This is a genomic window from Nitratifractor salsuginis DSM 16511 (genome assembly GCF_000186245.1).
GTDB lineage: Bacteria > Campylobacterota > Campylobacteria > Campylobacterales > Sulfurovaceae > Nitratifractor > Nitratifractor salsuginis.
Genome location: NC_014935.1, coordinates 1,144,065 through 1,163,234, shown reverse-complemented (window position 1 = coordinate 1,163,234; position 19,170 = coordinate 1,144,065). Strand labels below are relative to the sequence as shown.

At 57.0% G+C, this 19,170-nt stretch carries 18 protein-coding genes; 10 read left to right on the top strand and 8 right to left on the bottom strand.

Translation table 11 applies throughout. The features are described 5' to 3' along the window. Positions 1-7: 7 nt before the first annotated feature. Both NITSA_RS05860 and exbB read right to left on the bottom strand, forming a co-directional pair. Positions 8-385, bottom strand: a complete 378-nt coding sequence (locus NITSA_RS05860) for an ExbD/TolR family protein (RefSeq protein ID WP_013554098.1) — start codon at positions 383-385, stop codon at positions 8-10. Further along, positions 385-831, bottom strand: a complete 447-nt coding sequence (gene exbB / locus NITSA_RS05855; protein ID WP_013554097.1) for a TonB-system energizer ExbB — start codon at positions 829-831, stop codon at positions 385-387. The genes NITSA_RS05860 and exbB overlap by 1 nt, the downstream gene beginning before the upstream one ends. 43 nt (positions 832-874) lie before the next feature. Here exbB and NITSA_RS05850 point away from each other — a divergent pair, with 43 nt between their 5' ends. Beyond that, positions 875-1,798 carry a DUF234 domain-containing protein gene (locus NITSA_RS05850; RefSeq protein ID WP_013554096.1) on the top strand — a complete coding sequence of 308 codons (924 nt, stop codon included), beginning with the start codon at positions 875-877 and terminating at the stop codon, positions 1,796-1,798. On the opposite strand, the gene mltG is transcribed toward NITSA_RS05850, so the two are convergent. Continuing rightward, positions 1,704-2,765, bottom strand: coding sequence for an endolytic transglycosylase MltG (gene mltG, locus NITSA_RS05845; protein WP_042203792.1), 1,062 nt, complete (start codon positions 2,763-2,765; stop codon positions 1,704-1,706). The two genes, NITSA_RS05850 and mltG, sit on opposite strands and share 95 nt — an antisense overlap. A 25-nt stretch (positions 2,766-2,790) precedes the next feature. Here mltG and NITSA_RS05840 point away from each other — a divergent pair, with 25 nt between their 5' ends. After that, entirely contained in the window at positions 2,791-5,400 is a 2,610-nt protein-coding gene (locus NITSA_RS05840) for a YhdP family protein (RefSeq protein WP_169308531.1), read from the top strand. 9 nt (positions 5,401-5,409) lie between these two features. Here the strand turns inward: NITSA_RS05840 and NITSA_RS05835 are convergent, their stop codons facing one another. Together NITSA_RS05835 and secA are read right to left on the bottom strand one after the other, a co-directional pair. After that, positions 5,410-6,630: an ABC transporter permease gene (locus NITSA_RS05835; RefSeq protein WP_013554093.1), complete on the bottom strand. Its 1,221-nt coding sequence runs from the start codon at positions 6,628-6,630 to the stop codon at positions 5,410-5,412. Then, positions 6,630-9,266 carry a preprotein translocase subunit SecA gene (gene secA, locus NITSA_RS05830; protein ID WP_013554092.1) on the bottom strand — a complete coding sequence of 879 codons (2,637 nt, stop codon included), beginning with the start codon at positions 9,264-9,266 and terminating at the stop codon, positions 6,630-6,632. The genes NITSA_RS05835 and secA overlap by 1 nt, the downstream gene beginning before the upstream one ends. 117 nt (positions 9,267-9,383) lie before the next feature. Here secA and lolA point away from each other — a divergent pair, with 117 nt between their 5' ends. Together lolA and NITSA_RS05820 are read left to right on the top strand one after the other, a co-directional pair. Further along, complete coding sequence (gene lolA / locus NITSA_RS10880; RefSeq protein WP_013554091.1) at positions 9,384-9,914, top strand: LolA-like outer membrane lipoprotein chaperone; 531 nt, start codon at positions 9,384-9,386, stop codon at positions 9,912-9,914. A gap of 3 nt (positions 9,915-9,917) precedes the next feature. Continuing rightward, complete coding sequence (locus tag NITSA_RS05820) at positions 9,918-10,445, top strand: hypothetical protein (RefSeq protein WP_013554090.1); 528 nt, start codon at positions 9,918-9,920, stop codon at positions 10,443-10,445. A 23-nt stretch (positions 10,446-10,468) separates the two neighbouring features. Here NITSA_RS05820 and pdxA read toward each other — a convergent pair whose 3' ends face one another. Together pdxA and NITSA_RS05805 are read right to left on the bottom strand one after the other, a co-directional pair. Beyond that, entirely contained in the window at positions 10,469-11,407 is a 939-nt protein-coding gene (gene pdxA / locus NITSA_RS05815; protein WP_013554089.1) for a 4-hydroxythreonine-4-phosphate dehydrogenase, read from the bottom strand. A 198-nt stretch (positions 11,408-11,605) separates the two neighbouring features. Next, a complete protein-coding gene (locus tag NITSA_RS05805) occupies positions 11,606-12,406 on the bottom strand; it encodes a pyridoxine 5'-phosphate synthase (protein WP_013554087.1) in 801 nt (266 codons plus the stop codon). A 127-nt stretch (positions 12,407-12,533) separates the two neighbouring features. Between NITSA_RS05805 and NITSA_RS05800 the strand changes: the two genes are divergently transcribed. Together NITSA_RS05800 and NITSA_RS05795 are read left to right on the top strand one after the other, a co-directional pair. After that, positions 12,534-13,865, top strand: coding sequence for an argininosuccinate synthase (locus NITSA_RS05800; RefSeq protein ID WP_013554086.1), 1,332 nt, complete (start codon positions 12,534-12,536; stop codon positions 13,863-13,865). Between the two features lie 44 nt (positions 13,866-13,909). Beyond that, positions 13,910-14,287, top strand: a complete 378-nt coding sequence (locus NITSA_RS05795) for a septal ring lytic transglycosylase RlpA family protein (protein ID WP_013554085.1) — start codon at positions 13,910-13,912, stop codon at positions 14,285-14,287. A 27-nt stretch (positions 14,288-14,314) separates the two neighbouring features. On the opposite strand, the gene NITSA_RS05790 is transcribed toward NITSA_RS05795, so the two are convergent. Beyond that, the gene (locus NITSA_RS05790) at positions 14,315-14,899 is read right to left on the bottom strand and encodes a class I SAM-dependent methyltransferase (RefSeq protein ID WP_013554084.1); all 585 of its coding nucleotides are present in this window, start codon (positions 14,897-14,899) and stop codon (positions 14,315-14,317) included. A 363-nt stretch (positions 14,900-15,262) separates the two neighbouring features. On the opposite strand from NITSA_RS05790, the gene xth reads away from it, so the two are divergent. From xth to NITSA_RS05770, 4 genes are all read left to right on the top strand, one after another. Further along, positions 15,263-16,039, top strand: a complete 777-nt coding sequence (gene xth, locus NITSA_RS05785; RefSeq protein ID WP_013554083.1) for an exodeoxyribonuclease III — start codon at positions 15,263-15,265, stop codon at positions 16,037-16,039. 35 nt (positions 16,040-16,074) lie between these two features. Beyond that, positions 16,075-16,953: an NAD(+)/NADH kinase gene (locus NITSA_RS05780; RefSeq protein WP_013554082.1), complete on the top strand. Its 879-nt coding sequence runs from the start codon at positions 16,075-16,077 to the stop codon at positions 16,951-16,953. 200 nt (positions 16,954-17,153) lie between these two features. After that, entirely contained in the window at positions 17,154-18,701 is a 1,548-nt protein-coding gene (locus NITSA_RS05775; protein ID WP_013554081.1) for an AAA family ATPase, read from the top strand. Continuing rightward, positions 18,691-19,158, top strand: a complete 468-nt coding sequence (locus tag NITSA_RS05770; RefSeq protein ID WP_013554080.1) for an HAD family hydrolase — start codon at positions 18,691-18,693, stop codon at positions 19,156-19,158. Before NITSA_RS05775 ends, NITSA_RS05770 begins: the two co-directional genes overlap by 11 nt. The last annotated feature ends 12 nt before the right edge of the window (positions 19,159-19,170 follow it).

The window sequence follows — 19,170 nt, the reverse complement described above, 5'->3', positions numbered from 1 at the left end:
AGACTCCTTAGGGGGCGGTGATGATGGAGATCTTTTTGAAGCCCTGCTTCTTGAGCAGGTCGACGACGGTGACGAACTTTTGGAATTGGCTCTTTTGATCGGCATTGAGGGTAATGAGGTCTTTGACCGGATCGAGCCTTTTGAGGCGTTGGCGGAGCTCTTCCAGGGTGACGGGGCTGTTTTGGAAAAAATAGCGCCCTTTGGCATCGATGGTGATGCTGATGCTTTTGGGCGGGATCTTGGCTTGGCTGCCCGACTTGGGGAGGTCGACGGGGAGCTCGTTTTTGACGATGAAGGTGGCGGTGGCCAGGACGATGACCAGCAACACCAGGACAATGTCGATGAAGGGGACGATGTTGATCTCGGTAAAAGGACGCCGGCGCATCAGTCCTCACGCTCACTGCGGTGAATGATCTCCCAATGGGTCAGCAGGCGGTCGACCCGGTCCATCAGGATATTGTAGAAGACGGTGGCCGGAATGGCGACGATAAGCCCCGCGGCCGTCGCTTTGAGGGCCAGGGCCAGGTCTTTCATGATCTCTCCGGTCTGGATGGCGCTTTTTCGCTCACCGATGACGTAAAAGGTGAGGATGATGGCGATGACCGTTCCCAGCAGTCCGATATAGGGAGCGCTGGAGCCGATAGTGGCCAGGGTCCCCAGATGGCGGCTGAGATCGAGCTCGAGGAGTTTGCGATCGGGGTAGCGGTAGAGGTCCACACTGCGAAGATAGAGCCAGCGTTCGATGGCATAGGCGAAGGTGGCGATACTCATAAGGATCAGCACCCCGATAATCCCGTAATCGACAATGCTTTTGAGGGTCTCGACAGGCAAGCGGCGTTCCTTTTTGGCCAAATTATATCGTATAATCCTATTAATGGCTCATTTGAAGGAGGGACGGATCCGCCAGCAACTCATCGCCTTTCAACAGCGTTTTCCCTATCTCTCTTTGGCTCAGCTTCTCGAGTATTTCGCGGTATTCGGCGGGAGGGAAGAGGGGGTGCACTTCGAGTTTTTCGAAGATCTGGAGCAGAGTGTCGAGCGGATCTACGGCCGGAAGTATGCCCGGAGCCGGGAGTGGATCCGCCCCTCCTATCTCCTCGAAGAGCCCTATCGTCGGCTGCTCATAGCGGTAGCAAAAGGAGACGGCAAACTCCACAATGTCCTGCGTCGTGCCAGGCTGGATGAACGAACCGGCGGACGTCTCATCGATGAGCTGGTCTGCCTGGGAGTCTTGCGCTTCGAGGAGAGCCGCGAAGCGCCGCTGCACTCCCGTCCGGGCCGCTGGCTGCCCAGAGAGCTTCGTCGTTACCGCATCCAGGACAAACTCCGTTTCCGCCGACCTTTCGACCGTTTCTGGTTCGGCTTCGTCGCGCCCTTTGCCGGGGATTTGGAGCGGGGGAAGACACAACGCTTTATGGAAGGGTACCGTCAGCATAGGGATCGGGCCTTTTCCCTTCTCTTCGAGCAACTTTCGGCGGAACTTCTCGAGCTCCATTTCGCCGGAGAGGATCCGCTGTCCAGTCTGGGGAGTTACTGGGATCTACACAATGAATTTGACCTCCTGGTCCTCACAGAATCGGGGGAGTTGATCCTGGGAGAGTGCAAATACAAAGGCCGCCCCGTCTGTGCCAAGGAACTGCACAAGCTCAGGGAGAAGGCGAAGGTATCCGGACTCAAGGTCAGTCGCTATGCACTTTTTTCCCTCAGCGGTTTTTCCCGGGAGCTGAGGGAGCGGCGGCAGGGGGATCTGTTGCTTTTCGAGCTGGAGGATTTCCGCCGTCTTTTGGAAGCCGGGTAGGGTTGCGCTTTTTCTCTTTATGAGCCTTTTTGATCTGGCGGCGTTTTTTGCGGACCTCTTTGAGGTGGGCTTTGTAATTTTTGAAAAAGTCGTGTTTTCCCCGGTTGTTACGGAAAAAATATAGGTAGTCGGTTTTTGCGGGATGCAGAGCCGCTTCGATGGCCGTGGTGGAGACGTTGCACACGGGTGCTTTGGGAAGGCCGCGGTGTTTATACGTGTTGTAAGTGCTGTTGTCTTCCCGGATCCGCTCGGGGGTGACCCGCACGTGGGAATAGGGGCCATAGTTGAGGGTGCCGTCCATCTGCAGGCGCATATGTTTGGCGAGGCGGTTGTAGATGACCGAGGCGACCCGCGGCATCTCCCGGCGATCGGCCGCCTCTTTCTGGATGATGGAGGCGATGGTGAGGATGCGCTGCCAGCTTTTGGGGTCGTAGCTGAGATTGGCGTCGGCGGCCAGCTTGCGGTAACGCTTCTGACTGAGGTTGACCAGATAGCTGATGATCTTCGATTCGGAGTAATCGAGGGGGATGTTGTAACTCTCGGCGAGGATCCCCCCTTCGGGGTAGGGGCTGCTTTTCCGGTAGGCTTGTCGGAGTTTCGTCGCGTTTTTGTCGAGGGCTTTGGCCAGTTGCCCGAGGAAGATGACCGTGGTTTCACCGGGAATCAGGGTCACCGCTTTGAAGCGCCCGCGGTCGGAGCCGATGGTTCGGAGAAACTCCAGCCGATCCATAGTGCTGCGTCCCAGGTAGAGCCATCCTCTTTTCGGCGGCGGCATTCGGCGCAGGATCAACCGGTCGATCACCCCCACTTCGACCCCCTGTTTTTGAAGCTTTGATATAATTGAATCAATGGAACTGTCGCTGATTTGAAGGTTTTTCGGCGGGTGGACCGGAAGGCTGAGATAGTAAAGAAACGAGAGGAGCAGCACGAGAATAATGGTTTCCAGGCGGTTGATCAGGCGCAGCATCTTACTCCTCTCGCCCTTGATATTGGTGGGGTTCGGATGGTGGGCTCTCCATCGGGGAATCCATCTCGGGCATCTCTCCCTCTTCGGGTATGAGTCGGAAAAATTATATCTCAAACTGAATAAAAGGCTGACGCTCAAGATCGCCCGTCTCCGCCTCCCCCAAAAGCATACCGCAGCTTCACAGGACGGCCTGAAAAAGGGGCTGGATATCCTTCACCGTTTTCTCAAATATTTCTATGTCGTGGAGATCGGTGCCCTGGAGATCGGAGGCACACCCTATCAGATCCTCTATCGTGACAATATCCTCTATCTCAAAGGGGGGGATTATGAAGTGGCGGGGATGGTCTACGACCGGGGAGATTCGATGGAGATTCAGTTGCCCCTGGTACGCATCCCTTCCCACCGTCTGACCCTCTCGGGAGAAGTACACTATCACTATCGGGACGGCCGGCTTTCCGCCTCGGGATACTATGCGGTAGCGGATATGGACGGCTCTTTCCGTGTGGAACGGGAAGGGAAGCGTCTGCAGTTCCATCTCGATTCGGATCCGACCAAAACGCTGCAACATCTGCAGGGTTTGGTTCCCCTGAGCCCCGTCGCCAGGGAGTGGCTTCTTGAGCGGCTTCACGCTTCCCGCTACCGTCTTGTCTCATTCGACGGAGAGGGGGAGTTGGATTTGGCACACGGCACCGTCAAGCCGGTTCTCTCTTCGCTGCACGGAGTGGCGGAGCTGCGTGATGTGGCCCTCCGCTTCCACGATCAGCTCAAACCCATTACCGCTCCGAAGGCGCGGGTGATCCTGCAAAAGGGCGCGCTTTATTTCACCCTCCAGGCTCCCCGCTACGGCAAACACAGGGTCGATGGAAGCAGCGCGGCGCTTTTGAGCCTCTTCGAGCCTTCCAAACTCAAACTTCTCCTGCGCCTGCGCTACACGGGACGGGTCGATTGGCAAATCCTCAAGATCCTCAATACGTACGGTATCCGTGTGCTTCTCGGGCAAAAGCAGGGCAAAGCGGTGGCCAAGGTCGATATCGACGCCCCTCTGGTCAAGGGGCCTGTCAAGATACGGGGGATTGCCCGGCTCAGTCCCGGAGTGCTGGAATACCGAAAAAAGACGCTTCGCGTCGGTGGAGGCGTTGTGGCTTTTACCAGCCGAGTGCTGGAGTTGAGAGATTTCGCCGTCAACGAACGGGTCTTCCGGGGAGTGCTCAACGGCCGGATCGATCTCAAGAGCCGGGAAGGTGATTTGCGGGTTCTGGTGAAACGTCTCAGTCCCCGCTTTCCCGTCAAGATCTTTGAGATGCGCAATGTCCGGCTGCCGGTCAAGATCCACTGGGGGGAGAAGGGGGTGAAACTTGCTTTCCCCACATTCAAGAGCGGGCTGCGGATCGATCCCCGGGAGCGGCTGCAATTCGAGGCCAAGGATCTGGCCCTTTGGCACCCCTATCTCCGGGGGCTCCTGCGCCTGGTGGACGGCGGTAAGATACGTATCGAAACGGCCGGAGCGAACTCGTGGAAAGTGAGCGGGACGCTGATGTGGAAGGGGAGCCCTTTCTATACCAAGAGGGGGGTGCTTACCCGTTGGCCCTTTGTCGCGGTGATCACGCCCCAGGGTGTGGAGATCGATGCCCTCGATGGGAAGCTGCATTACAGTTCCAAAGAGCAGCTTCTCCAACTGCAGGGAATCAATGTCGATGCCGAAAAGCTTTTGGCTGCGATGAAGCAGATCAAGGGGAGTGCTGCCGCAAAAGGCCGCCTTGTCGTCCTGGGGAAAAAGAGCCTGATCCGTTACGGCCCCTATGTCCTGCTGACGGATAATTATCGCCTGGTCAAACGGGGAGAAAATATCGACTTTGCCGGCGCGCTCGGCTCGGATCGCCTCAGCTTCCAAAAGCATGGAGGGGATTTGAAGATCATGGCCGAGGGGATCGGGGATCGGATGCTCCACGCGCTGATTCACTTCAACGGGATCCAGGAGGGACGTTACACGATTCACGTAACCGGCAATGATAAAAAGGGATATACCGGTGAGATCCTGATCCACGGCGGGGTTCTGCGCGGGTTCAAAGCTTATAACGATCTGATCGCACTGATCAACGCCGTGCCGGCTCTGGTGAGTTTCTCCAGTCCGGGATTCAGCCACAAGGGGTTTGAGCTCAAGCAGGGGACGATCCTCTTCACCCTCAAAGGGAAGCGCCTCAAGCTCGGTCGTATCCTACTGGTGGGCAAGTCGGCTACCGTGGCGGGCAAAGGGGTGGTGGAGCTTGACTCGAAACGGCTCGATGTGGATCTGGCGATTCGGACCGCGCGGGAGATGGGCAAAGCGCTTTCGACGATTCCGGTCGTCGGCTATATTCTTTTCGGCAAGGACAAGAGCCTCACCGCCGGCGTGAAGATCACCGGCACGCTGGACCATCCCAAAGTCCACACCAATCCCGTAGGCGAAGCGCTCCTTTACCCCCTGGAGCTTCTCAAACGCACACTGACCGCGCCTGCGCATCTCTCCGAGCCCGAGGAGGATACGGAATTGCTGACGACGCCTCCGCCGGAGCAGGCCGCACCGCTGCCGCCTCGGTTCCGGGGAAGTTCAACCCCGGAGAACAACACTTCCAAAAAACAATCCGATAACTACTGATCTGCGGAGTTATTCGTTGCGAAGCACCTTGAGGGGGTCGGTCGATGCCGCTTTCTTGGCGGGATAGAGCGCTGCGAGCAGGACGATGACGGCGGTACCCGCCAGAATCATCGCCAGATCGCTCCAGAGCAGGTCCACCGGCAGGCGGCTGGTGCCGTAGACATCGGCGGGAAGGGTGATGATGTCGAAGTGGGTGAGGACCCAGATCCCCAGGAAGCCCAGGAGCGTGCCAGCGACGATCCCGGCGGTGCCGATGGCGACGCCAAGGCGGAAGAAGATTTGCCGGATCTCCCGGCGGGTCGTTCCCAGAGTCCGCAGCAGCGCGATCTCCTTGCGGCGGCTCATCACGGTCATCAGCAGAGAGCTGACGATGTTGAGGGCCGCCACGAGGATGATGAGGAGCAGGACCAGGAAGAGGGCCTTCTTCTCCATCTGCATCGCCGAGAAGAAGTTGCCGTTTTGTTGCCACCACCCTTCGACATCGGCGTCGTCGGGGAGGAGCGCTTTGATCTCTTTGATGGCACCGAAGGGGTCGTCGGTGTAGAGATGGACTCCGTCGTAGCGGTCGGGGGCTTTCTTGAGGATTTTGTGAAAGGCTCCCAGTGTGGTATACATCAGGGCTTTGTCGTAGGCTTTGAGCCCCGAATCGAAGGTGCCCCGGAGCACAAAGCGCTTTTGCAGGGGGAGGGTTCCCAATCCGGCCGCCTGATATTGGGAGAAGAAGAGGGTGATCTTTTGCCCCGGGCGGGCGTCGAGGACCATCGCCAAATCATCGCCGGTGATCAAGTCATAACGCCCCGGCCGGGTGATATTGTGCTCTTTGAGGGTCTTGGCGAAGATCGGGTTGATGGCGGCCTCTTTGGCGAAATCGACCCCATAGAGGATTCCCCCCTCCAGGGCTTCGCCGTTGCGGGCGATCACCTGGGTGGTATAAAAGGGACTCATTTTCATTTCGGGGAAGCGTTGACGGATCTTTTTGAGGGTCGCGCGGCGCACACCGCCCGAGTAGCTGATGATGGTCAGGGGGTAATTCATGACGAAGAGCTTTTTCTCGAACTCTTTTTGCGTGCCCGTCATGATTCCCATAGCGATCATCAGGACCATCACCCCTGCCGCGATGCCCAGAAAGGCCAGCAGAGCCGAAACGAAGATAAAGGGGTTTTCGGGATCGTAGCGAAGATAGTGACGGACGATCCGCCGGACCAGGCGGGAGTCGGCGGGAAGTGCCATCAGGCGAGGAGGCCCTTCTTGGGGCCGCTTTTGCCGCAGCAGTTCTTGTATTTTTTGCCGCTGCCGCAGGGGCAGGGGTCGTTGCGCTTGGGTTTGTGGGGCGCGACGTAGGGAGTGTTCTGTGCATCGGTCGTATCGGAGGGGAGCTCCTGATATTCGTTGCTGATGAGCTCCTCTTCGGGCGGTTCGAGCTCTTCGAGCATCTTCTCGGCGGCTTCGAGCTCCTCTTCGGGGGCACTGAAGTCAAACTGGACCAGATAGAGCAGTTTGAGGGATTCGAACTTGATCCGGCGGACCAGAGCTTCGAAGAGGCGGTAACTCTCCTGTTTGTACTCGACCAGGGGGTCTTTTTGATTGTAGCCCCGCAGGCCGATTCCGGTTTTGAGCACATCCATCTCGTAGAGGTGTTCCCGCCACTCGGTATCGAGGACCTGGAGGATGAGGATCTTTTCGATCTCTTTGCGCTGCTCTTCGTCGAAGATGCTGAACTTGGCTTCATAAGTCTCTTTGAGAATTTTCAGAGTCTCTTCGCGGATCTCGTCGGCCTCTTTGCCCTTGAGCCGCTCGGGGGCGATCTCCAGGCCGGTGTACTCTTTGACCAACGCGATATAGCGATCGAGGTCGTAATCTTCGCTGGGTTGCCCGGCAAAGATCTCCGCTTCGTGGAGCAGATAATCGACCAGCTCTTCGAGGTTCTGTTGGATCTTGCCTTCGATGTCGTACTCGGGGTCGAGGAGCTGATTGCGGAAGGCATAGATCGCTTTACGCTGGTAATTGGCGACATCATCGTATTCGAGGATGTTCTTCCGCGATTCGTAGTGCATCGCTTCGACCTTTTTCTGGGCCTTTTCGATGCTGCGGGTCACCAGCTTGGATTCGATGTATTCCCCTTCCTCCATTCCCATGGAGTTCATGATCTTACCGATCCGTTCCCCGCCGAAGATCCGAAGGAGATTGTCTTCGAGGCTGAGGAAGAATTGGCTCTCTCCCGGATCGCCCTGGCGTCCGGAGCGTCCCCTCAGCTGGTTGTCGATCCGGCGGCTCTCGTGCCGCTCGGTTCCCAGGATCGCCAGGCCGCCCAGTTCACGGACTTCATCGTCGATCTTGATGTCGACCCCGCGTCCCGCCATATTGGTCGCGACGGTGACGGCGCCTTTTTGGCCGGCATCTTTGATGATCTCCGCCTCCTGCTCGTGGTTCTTGGCGTTGAGGACATTGTGAGGGATCTTCTCTTTTTTGAGCAGCTCGTGGAGCATTTCACTCTTTTCGATGGAAGCGGTTCCCACCAGGACGGGCTGGCCCTTTTCGTGGAACTCTTTGATCCGGTTGACGACCGCGTTCATTTTGTCTTTTTCAGTCTTGAAGATCAGGTCGGGCTTGTCGATACGCTTGACCGGGACGTTGGTGGGGATGGTGATGACGTCCAGGCCGTAGATTTGGCTGAACTCCGTTGCTTCGGTCTGGGCGGTTCCCGTCATTCCCGCCAGCTTCTCGTACATCCGGAAATAGTTCTGATAAGTGATCTCCGCAAGGGTCTGGGACTCTTCCTGGATCTTGACCCCTTCTTTGGCTTCCAGGGCCTGATGGAGCCCCTCACTGTAGCGGCGCCCTTCGCTGAGGCGCCCGGTGAACTCGTCGACGATGATAATTTCACCGTCACGCACGACATAATCGACATCTTTTTCAAAGAGGTTGTGGGCTTTGAGGGCCTGATCCAGGTGGTGGACCATCGCGGCGTTTTCCAGACTGAAGAGGTTGTCGACCTCGAAGAGCTTTTCCGCCTTCTCAAGCCCCTCTTCGGTCATGACGATGGTACGGTTCTTTTCGTCCACGACGAAATCGCCGGTGGTCTTCTTGGGTTCGCCGGGCTTGGTGGGGAGCTCTTCGCCCCGGACCAGTTGTCTGGCGACCGCATCGGCCTTCATATAGAGGCTCTGATCCCGCTGGGCGGGTCCGGAGATGATCAGCGGGGTCCGCGCTTCGTCGATGAGGATGGAGTCCACTTCGTCCACGATGGCGTAGTAGTGGTCCCGCTGGACCTTCTCTTCGAGGCGGACCTTCATGTTGTCCCTCAGGTAGTCGAAACCGAATTCGTTGTTGGTTCCGTAGGTGATGTCGGCATCGTATTGGGCTTTGCGCTCGAAATCGTCCTGGATCTCACTGGTGATGCAGCCGGTGCGGTAGCCGAGGAATCCATAGATCTTCCCCATATCGGCGGCATCCCGCTTGGCCAGGTAGTCGTTGACGGTGACGACGTGGACGCCGCGCCCCAACATCGCATTGAGGACCACGGGGAGGGTGGCGACGAGGGTCTTTCCCTCACCGGTTTTCATCTCGGCGATGTTCCCCTCATGGAGGACCATCCCCCCGACGAGCTGCACATCGTAGTGGCGCAGGCCCAGGACCCGTTTGCTTACTTCCCGGGTGATGGCGAAGGAGTCGTAGAGGACATCGTCCAGGCTCTTCTCCCCGGCCTGCACGGCCTGCTTGAGCTCGTCGAAGGAGGCTCTGAGCTCTTCGTCGCTCATCTTTTCATATTTGGGCTCCAGGGCATTGACCCGCTCGGCCCGTTTCATATACCGTTTGACCTTCCGATCGTTGGCACTTCCGAAGACTTTCATTACTGTATTAATCATCGTGCTTCTTTTACCTTCGTATAATATCGGGTAATTTTATCGAAAATGGGTTAATCCATGATGGCTCCACGATGGAGCGGGATAATTCGCTATGATTTCGATAAGAAAAGGAGCCCAATGTTTTTGAAATATTCTTTAATATTAATTGCACTTTTATTCACATTGAATGCCCAGGGGATCACGCTGCCCGCTGCGATGGAGGCAAAGTTCGTTCAGAAGGTCACCAACCCGAAGAAAAAAGTGATCCGCTATGAGGGAAGATTGGTGATGGATAACAAATCCCGCTTCAAGTGGAGTTACCTCAAACCGAGCAAAAAAGAGGTTTGCAGTGACGGCAAGAGGGTATTGGTGGTCGATCACGACCTGGAGCAGGTGAGTACCTACCGGATGAACCGGGGTTTCGACCTGGCGGCGGCGCTGAAGCGGGCGAAGCACTATAAAGGGCGACTCTACACCGCAGCCTATCAGGGACGAACATACACCATCGCCGTAGATCCCAAGGGGTATATCGAACAGATCGCCTACCGTGACGATATGGACAATGTGGTCAACATCCATCTCTACAATGTCCACACATACGCCAAGCCTATGCCGGCCGGACGTTTTCGCTGCACCTACCCCAAAAGCTATGACGTGATCGAAGGATAGGTGATGGAAAAAATCTTTGCCCAGTTCAACATCGACGCGATGGTCTTCGGGGCGATTGTCGCCTCGGTGGTGCTCGCCTTTATCCTGGTGGTGGTGATCTTTTCGGTCCGCTACAAGAGCCAATATGAAAAGATCGAAGACCTCAAAGAGCGTCTCAAAGAGCGGGAAGAGAAGATCGCCATGCTCGAAGAGAGCCTCAGAGAAGTCCAGATCCTCAACGCTTCCCAACGCCAGGAGATCCAGCAATACCAGGACATCGAAGAGCGCTACAAAGCCGAAAAGGCGAAGGTGGAGGAGCAATTGGCCCTTGCCAGAGAGCGCATCGAAGCCCAGCGGGAGAAGATCGCCGATCTGGAGGGGAAACGCAAAGAGTTGGAAGTGACCCTGGAAAACACCCGGGAGAACCTGGCCAAGGCCAACGAAGAGATCGAAAATGTCCGCAAGCGCAACGAATTCTGGGTGGAACAGCTCTCGGAGCTGCGCACCAAACACGAAGCGATCAAGTCGCGGCTGAGGCGTTATGAGAGCTGAGCGTTGAGCGTTGAGTGTTGAGATTATGACGTTCTATCGATGATATATCGGACGGCATTGAGGTAGCTTTTGGTGTTGAGTTCTGCTCTCTTGTAGGCGATGTCGAAGGCTGTGCCGTGGTCGACGCTGGTACGCAGGATGGGCAGATTGAGGGAGACGTTGATACTCTCGTCGAAGTGCAGGGCTTTGAGGGGGATCAGGCCCTGATCGTGGTACATCGCCACGAAATAGTGAAAACGGCGGCGCATAGCGGGGGTGAAGGCGGTGTCGGGAACCAATGGCCCTTCAAAGGGCCGATTTTGGATTTTGGATTTTGGATTTTGGATGATGCGGTTGGCGTTGTCGATGGCGGCTTCGATGATACGCTCTTCGTCGCCCAGGACGCCATGATCCCCGGCGTGGGGGTTGAGGCCGAGCACGGCGATCTCTTCGGCGCCGGTTTCTCGTTGAAAGTCGAGGAGAAAGCGGGTGAGCCTCTCCTCATTCATCGCTTCGGGGACCTCCTTGAGAGGGATATGTTCGGTGTAGAGTCCCACATACATCTGGGGGCAGCCGAGCATCATAATCGCTTCCCGGCCGAAAAAATCCCGCAGGGCATCGGTGTGCCCCTTGTAGGGGATCCCCGCCAATTCCCAGGCTTTTTTGTGGATGGGCAGGGTGCAGACCGCGTCGGCGTGCCCTTCGGTGCAGAGCTCCACGGCGGCTTTGAAAGAGGCGAAGCTGTAACTTCCCGCCGCCGCATCGACGACACCCGGACGGATGGTGAATGGCTCTGCACCGGGGGATTCCAGCACGAAATCTTCGGGGATCTCCAGCCCCAGCAGCTCGGCCGCCTGCTCAAGCATCTCCCGATCGATGAGATAGAGGGGCTCTGCGAGCTTGCGTACCTGAGAATGGCAGCGCAGCGCCAACTCGATGCCTATCCCGTTGAGATCACCGATGGATATTGCGACCTTTTTCATAAGGCGGGTGCCTTATGAAAAGGAGTGAGGAATGAGGAATGAGGAATGAGGAACTTTGGTTTGCGTTGTTTCACAACGCCTTTATAACCGAGTAACCGAGTAACCGAGCAACCGAGCAACCGATCCACTATTTTCTGCCTTTCTTTACCCAGTCCCCAATCTTCTACAATGAGAACACGATTTAACAGCAGCTTTCGGTTACTCATTACTCATTACTCCGTTACTAATTAGTTCTTTCATCTCCCTCACCGCGTTTTCCAATCCGGTAAAGACTGAGCGGGCGATGATGCTTTGGCCGATATTGAGCTCTTCGATCTCTTTAATGGCGGCGATGGGGGCGACATTTTGATAATTGAGCCCGTGGCCGGCGGCGACGCGGAGATGGATGCCTTGGGCGTGTTGGGCGAGATCCTTCAAGACGTTGAGCTCTTCATCGAGATGCCGTTTGAGTTCGTGCCGGGGGAGTTGGAGCTCCGGGATGGTGTGGTGGGTACGGGAGAGATTGCCGTAAAGCATCGCCCAGAGGTTGGCGTAGCGTCCGGTGTGAAACTCGATCCAGTCGGCTTCCAGCTCCTTGGCGGCCAGCACGGCGTCAGGGTGGGGGTCGATAAAGAGGGAGACTTCCACTTCGGCTTCGTGGAGGTGTTCGATGACCCCTTTGAGCCCCGTGGTGTCTCCGGTGACGTCGAGGCCCCCTTCGGTGGTGACCTCTTCACGTTTTTCCGGCACCAGGGTCGCCCGCAGGGGGCGGTGTCGGCAGACGAAGTCGATAATGTCGGGAGCCTGGGCGCACTCCAGATTCACCGGCAGGGGGGAGTGGCGGATGATCGCCGCGGCGTCTTCGTCATGGATGTGGCGCCGGTCTTCTCTCAGATGGATCGTGATCTGATCGGCCCCGGCCCGGGCACAGATCCCAATAGCCTGCAGAGGATCGGGGTCGTTGATGCGGCGGGCTTCCCGCAGCACGGCGATATGGTCGATATTGACTCCCAGTTTCATTGTTCTACTCCCTCACTCAATGTCATTGAGAAGATTATAGCATTCGCAACGTTTCTATAAAAAGAGTTGTGATAAAATCTCCCAAATTTTCAGTGTCCGCTTTTCGGCGGGCCTATAAGGATAAGGGATGTCCAAAAAAGAGATCAAAAAAGCGGTCCTGGCCTATTCGGGAGGGCTTGATACCAGTATCATCCTCAAGTGGCTTCAGGATGAGTACGGCTGTGAAGTGGTGACCTTCACAGCCGACCTGGGGCAGGGCGAAGAGGTAGAGCCGGCCCGCCAAAAGGCACTGCAACTGGGGATCAAGCCCGAGAATATCTTCATCGAAGACCTCAGAGAGGAGTTTGTGCGGGATTTCGTCTTTCCGATGTTCCGCGCCAACGCCATCTACGAAGGGGAGTATCTGCTGGGGACCTCCATCGCCCGGCCCCTCATTGCCAAAAAACAGATCGAGATCGCCCACAAGACCGGGGCCGATGCCGTGGCCCACGGCGCGACCGGCAAAGGCAACGACCAGGTGCGCTTCGAGCTGGGGTATCTGAGCCTCGATCCCGAGATCGCTGTCATCGCCCCCTGGCGGGAGTGGGATCTCAACAGTCGGGAGAAGCTCCTGGCCTATGCCGAGAAGCACGGGATTCCCATCGACCGGAAGGGGAAGAAGTCTCCTTATAGTATGGACGCCAACCTGCTCCATATCTCCTATGAGGGGCAGATTCTCGAAGATCCCGCCGCCGAGCCGGAAGAGGATATGTGGCTCTGGACCACCGCCCCCGAGAAGGCTCCCGACGAGCCCGAATACATCACCATCGGCTACAAAAAGGGCGATCCCGTCTCCATCAACGGTGAAGAGATGTCTCCGGCGACGATCCTGGAGACTCTCAACACCTACGGTAAAAAGCACGGGATCGGCCGGATCGATATCGTGGAGAACCGCTACGTGGGGATGAAGGCCAGAGGATGCTATGAAACCCCCGGCGGGACCATTATGCTCAAGGCTCACCGGGCGATGGAGTCGATCACCCTCGACCGGGAAGAGGCTCATATGAAAGATGAGCTGATGCCCCGCTACGCCACGCTGATCTACAACGGCTACTGGTGGTCGCCTGAGCGGGAGATGCTCCAGGCCGCCATCGACCGCACCCAGCGTTTCGTCGAAGGGGAGGTACGCCTCAAGCTTTATAAAGGTAACGTCACTGTCGTAGGCCGCCAGTCGCCCAAGTCTCTCTACTCACCCGCCCACTCCACGTTTGAAGAGGACGATGTCTACAACCAGAAAGACGCCGAGGGCTTCATCCGCCTCAATGCCCTGCGCTTCATCATCGAAGGCAAGCAACAGCCCGAGCGCCGTCAGGAGGAGCTGGAGGGTTCCTCGGACGATGTCTGCCAGATCGAGACCAAATCGGTCAGCCTCTGTCAAAAGATCAAGAACTTCTTCGGCCTGGGAAATACCCGGAGCTGATCTTCCGGAGCCTGCAAGTAAGGCTCTTTGGCTAAACTCTGCGTATGCCACGTCTCTTTTCTCTTATCATTCTGATTTTCATTTCGACCCTATGGGGCTGCGGCGAATCTCCCCGGCCGAAAGCGCGCCGCTTCTACGTCGGGTTGGCTTCACACTATGGCCCGGAGTGGGAAGGGCGGCGCACCGCCAGCGGGGAGATCTTTCACAACAAGGCAATGACCGCCGCCCACAAAACCCTCCCTTTCGGTACCCGGGTGAGGGTGACGCTGCTCTCCACGGGCAAAAGCGTCACCGTCCGCATCAACGACCGGGGCCCCTTCGTCAAGGGGCGCATCATCGATCTCAGCGACGAAGCGGCCCGCCGCATCGGGATGGGTAGCCGGGGGGTCGCCCCAGTGCGCCTGGAGGTCCTGGGGAATTAGACCCCAAGTTTCTTTTACCCTCTGAGATCATCTCTTTTTTCCGACGACCCCCGCCTTGCGCATCCGATACATTTCGTAATCCTCGTTCCAGAACTCTTCATAGTGAAGCAGCTCGAATTCGATTCCCAGGAGTCTGGGGAGCTCTCCGGGTTGCAGGAGATAGTCCGGATTGCCGTTGGGCTTTTCATTGTCGGGATGCTGCATATAGGTTTCGACGACGAAAATTCCGCCACGTTTCAAAGCCGGGATTATCCGCTCGATCAGCTCCCGGTCGAGGTAATTGGTCATCAGGATCAGATCGTAGTGCTCCTCGGGAGCGCTGAAGGTATCCAGATCCTCCATCGAAGTACGGATCCGATCGGCGAGGCCGCTTTGCTGAGCCTGTTCGGTGAGGATTTGCAGGGCGACGGGCGACAGGTCGACGGCATCGACTTGCCAGCCCCGGCGGGCGAGGGCGAGGGTATTGCGCCCCGTTCCGCAGGCAAGATCCAGGGCCAGACCCGGTTGATGGGCCGGGAGCCGCTCCAGGGACTTCGCCGGAGGACGGGGCGTGCGCAGCCGGGGATTCTCCATATATTTTCGATCCCATTTCTCCTGATCTTTCTGTGCCATATCTGTTTCCCTTTTTTTTCGAGAGCATAGCAAAACTTGCACAAAGTGATATTCCCGCCTCTCTCCTGACATATCCGCTATAATTCATTATAAATCAAGTAGCTTCGCTGACACATAACGCGGAGTTTTCACTTGATGGCGACAAAGGAGCACTCAACCTCGAAGAGGCACCCTCCTTTATGGCTTTGCTTCGCTCCGACCATTTCGGTTCCGAAGCTACAAAGGATAAGCAGTTATCCTTTGCTTACGCTTCTCATATTTGCGACTGCCAGAGCTATCAAGTGAAAACGTGGTCTGGCGTGAGATGTCGGTTGCGTTGATAACTATCTATTACATCAAATACTATAAAACGGAGCAATGAGAATGCCGGATCATTACTATTTTGTCTCCTGGAACGTCAACGGGATCCGTTCGGTCGCCAAAAAGGGCGCATTGAAGTGGGTGGACAAAGAGCCGCCCCATATCCTGGGATTGCAGGAGGTCAAGGCGGAAGAGGATCAATTCCCCGAGGATCTTTTCGAACACCGTTATGCCCATCGCTATGTCAGCAGTTCCCACAAAAAGGGGCAGTCGGGGGTAGCGCTCTTTACGGATCTGGAGCCGGAATACTACTCCCCCTGCTACGAGGTGGACATTCTCAAAGAGGGGCGGATCAACGAGATCCACTTCGATAAGATCGCCTTCTTCAATGTCTATTTCCCCAACGGCAAGCGCAACGAAGAGCGCCTGGCCTACAAACTGGAGTTTTATGACCGCTTCTTCGAGCATATCGAGGGATTGCGCAAAAAGGGGATGTCGATCATCTTCTGCGGGGATGTCAACACCGCCCATCGCCCCATCGACCTGGCCCGGCCCAAGGAGAACGAAGGTATCTCGGGCTTCCTGCCTGTGGAGCGGGCCTGGATCGACAAGCTGATCGAGCACGGATACATCGATACCTTCCGCTATATCCACGGAGACGAACCGGAGCGGTACAGCTGGTGGTCTATGCGCACCAAAGCCAGAGAGAGGAATGTGGGCTGGAGGATCGATTACTTCTTCGTCTCCAAAGATCTCAAGGAGCGTATCCTCGACGCCGACATTCTGGCGGAGATCGAGGGGAGCGATCACGCTCCGGTTTCACTGCGATTGGCCAAGTAGTCGGCTGAAATATTTGTAAATATCAAGGAAGTATAATGAATAAGGATCGATTGCAGAAGATCGAATCGGCCGGTTTCGTTCTCAAACCCGATTCTCCGGAGATCAAACCGATCTTCCAGGAGATCCGGAAACTTTTCGAAGAGCGGGGGATCCGCGTGGCATTGGCGGAGCGCTCCGCCGCGATGATCGGCGAGCGGGGGACTCCCTTTGAGAAGATGTGCGAAGAGAGTGATTTCCTGGTCTCCCTGGGTGGAGACGGAACGCTTCTCTCCCTCGTGCGGCGCAGCTACCCCTGGCACAAACCGGTGGTGGGGATCAATGCCGGGAACCTGGGTTTTCTGGCCGACGTGACCATCGAGGAGGTGCCGATCTTTCTCGACCAGCTCTTCGACGGGCGCTACCGCATCGACTGCCGCCTGATGATCGCCGGCCATATCGAGAAGGCGTCGGGGGCCAAGGTGGAGTTCTTCGCCCTCAACGACGTGGTAGTCAGCAGCCCCATCCCCTCCAAGATGGTCATCGTCAACGCCTCCATCGAAGAGGAGCGTTTCAACACCTATCGCGGCGACGGGCTCATCATCTCCACACCGACGGGTTCCACCGCCTACAACCTGGCTGCCGGAGGCCCGGTGGTCTATCCCCTGACCCGGGCCTTTATCCTCACCCCCGTCCTGGCCCATTCCCTGACCAACCAGCGGCCCTTGGTGGTCCCCGCCGATTTCGCCATCGAGCTTGATACTGAAAAATATGAAGCCATCGCCACCATCGACGGACAGGAGCGTTACGAGATCGAAGAGGGGGATCGGGTCTTCATCTCCGTCGCCAAAGAGGATGCCCGGCTGCTTCACCGCCAGGAGAGGAACTATTTTTCTGTTTTGCGGGACAAGCTTCATTGGGGAGACAGGAACTGGTGAAAATAATGAGTAACCGAGTAATGAGCAACCGAGTAACCGAATGATGGAGAAGTGATGATTTTGGATTTTGGATTGATGAACAGCAAAATAATAACTTTGAATGATGACAATCAATCCCAAATATTCATTGTCCAAAAATCTTGCGACTTGAGGGGCGAAGCCCCGTGCTTGCGACTTGCGACTTTTCAAACGGAGTTTGAATGATTCATCGCCTTTATCTTAAAGATTTGCTCGGTTTCGACGAGGTGGAGCTGGAGTTCGCTCCGGGGCTGGTGGTCTTTACCGGGCCCAGCGGGGCGGGGAAGTCGGTCTTGATGGGGGCGATGCTGGCGGCTCTGGGGCACGGCAGCGCCGAGGCGGCCCTTTGTGAAATGGAGTTTGACCGTCCGGAGGGTCTGGAGAGTGAAGCCTACGCGCTCGATGAGATCCTCTCGGTCAAAACCCTGCGCAAGGGGAGGGTCGCCTATTATCTCGAGGGGCAAAAGATTTCCAAAAAGGCCCTCTCCTCGATGCTGGCTCCCTATTTCCGGACGTTGAGTGTCCGGGATCGGGGCGGGCTCGAGAGTGAAGTGCTGCTGGAACTGCTCGATCGGGCTTTGGGGGCCAAAGATGCCGGATATACCCGGATCTTGGAGGAGTTTTCCCGGCGTTATGCCCAATATGCCGCGAAGCGGGCGGAGTTGGACGCGATCGAAGCCAAAGAACGGCAGATGCGTGAGCGGATCGAATTTCTGCGTTTCGAGATCGAGCGGATCGATGCCGTCGCACCCAAAGAGGGGGAGTATGAGGAGCTCCTGGAGATCAAACAGCGGCTCTCCCGGATCGACCGGATCCGCGAAGCGATGGATCGGGCCTCGACGATTTTTGAGCTGGAAGGGGCCGTGGACGAGGTCTTCGAGTTGATGGGCAAGGACGGCAGCTATTTCAGCGATACGATGAACCAGCTGCGGAGCGATTTCGAAGATATCGAAAACCTGGCCGAAGAGTTGGCCGAGCTGGATGTGGAGCAGATCCTGGACCGTTTGGAGCAGCTGAGCGGTCTCATTACCCGTCACGGCTCCATCGAAGAGGCGCTGCGTTATCGGGATGAGAAGGCGCAGAAACTCGCCGGCTTCGAGCATATCGAGGAGGACAAAAGTGCGCTGGAAGCCTTTTTGGAAGCGGAGGAGCAGGCACTCGGGAAGCTGGCCGGAGAGATTTCGCTCCGGCGCCAGGCTGAGGCTGAAGCGGTGGCCAAGGCGATGGCCCCCAATCTGGAACGCCTCAAGCTCCCCGGTGTCCGCTTTACCTTCGAGCATTGTGCGCTCGGCTCTGCGGGGGTCGATCGGGTCGGCCTGGAGTTGACCAACCGCTCGACGGTGGCGACGCTCAGCGGCGGGGAGTTCAATCGCCTGCGCCTGGCCCTGCTGGCGGCTACCGCCCTTGGGACGGCCCCGGGGGAGGGGGTGATCTTTCTTGATGAGATCGATGCCAACGTCAGCGGGGACGAATCGATCGCCATCGCCGAGATGATCACCCGTCTGGCTTCGGTCTATCAAGTCTTTGCCATCAGCCATCAGCCCCATCTCAGTGCCCGTGCCCATCAACACATCCTCGTGAACAAAGAGGGGGATCGCAGCCGGGCACGAAGTCTGGAAGCCCCGGAACGGATCCGGGAGATCGCCCGGATCGTGGGCGGGGAGAAGGCCGATGCCGAAGCGACGGCCTTTGCCGAAAAACTCTACAGGGAGGCGCAGAATGCTGGTTGATATTCCTAAATATAAAACCCTCGATCTCCATACGCTGGTCCTGGACTATAACGGCACCGTCGCCCTCGACGGCCGCTTCAAAGAGGAGCTCACCTGGCAGTTGGAAGATCTGGCCCTTTCGCTCAAGCTCTATGTCCTCACCGCCGATACCTTCGGTACGGTGGCCGAGGAGCTCTCGGGACTGCCGGTGACGCTGCATATTCTGCAGAGTCAGGATCATACCGCCGAGAAGGCGGCTGTTGTCGAGCGTCTGGGGGCAGAAGGGGTTATAGCCATAGGCAACGGCAACAACGATGCGGCGATGCTGGAGCGAGCGGGTCTGGGGATCGCCGTATTGGGCGAAGAGGGGCTCAGCATTCGGGCGCTCAATGCCGCCGATCTCCTGGTGCCTGACATCGCTCGGGCACTGGAGTTGCTGCAGCAGCCCAAGCGGCTGATCGCCACTTTGAGACGCTAAGCGAAAGCTTAC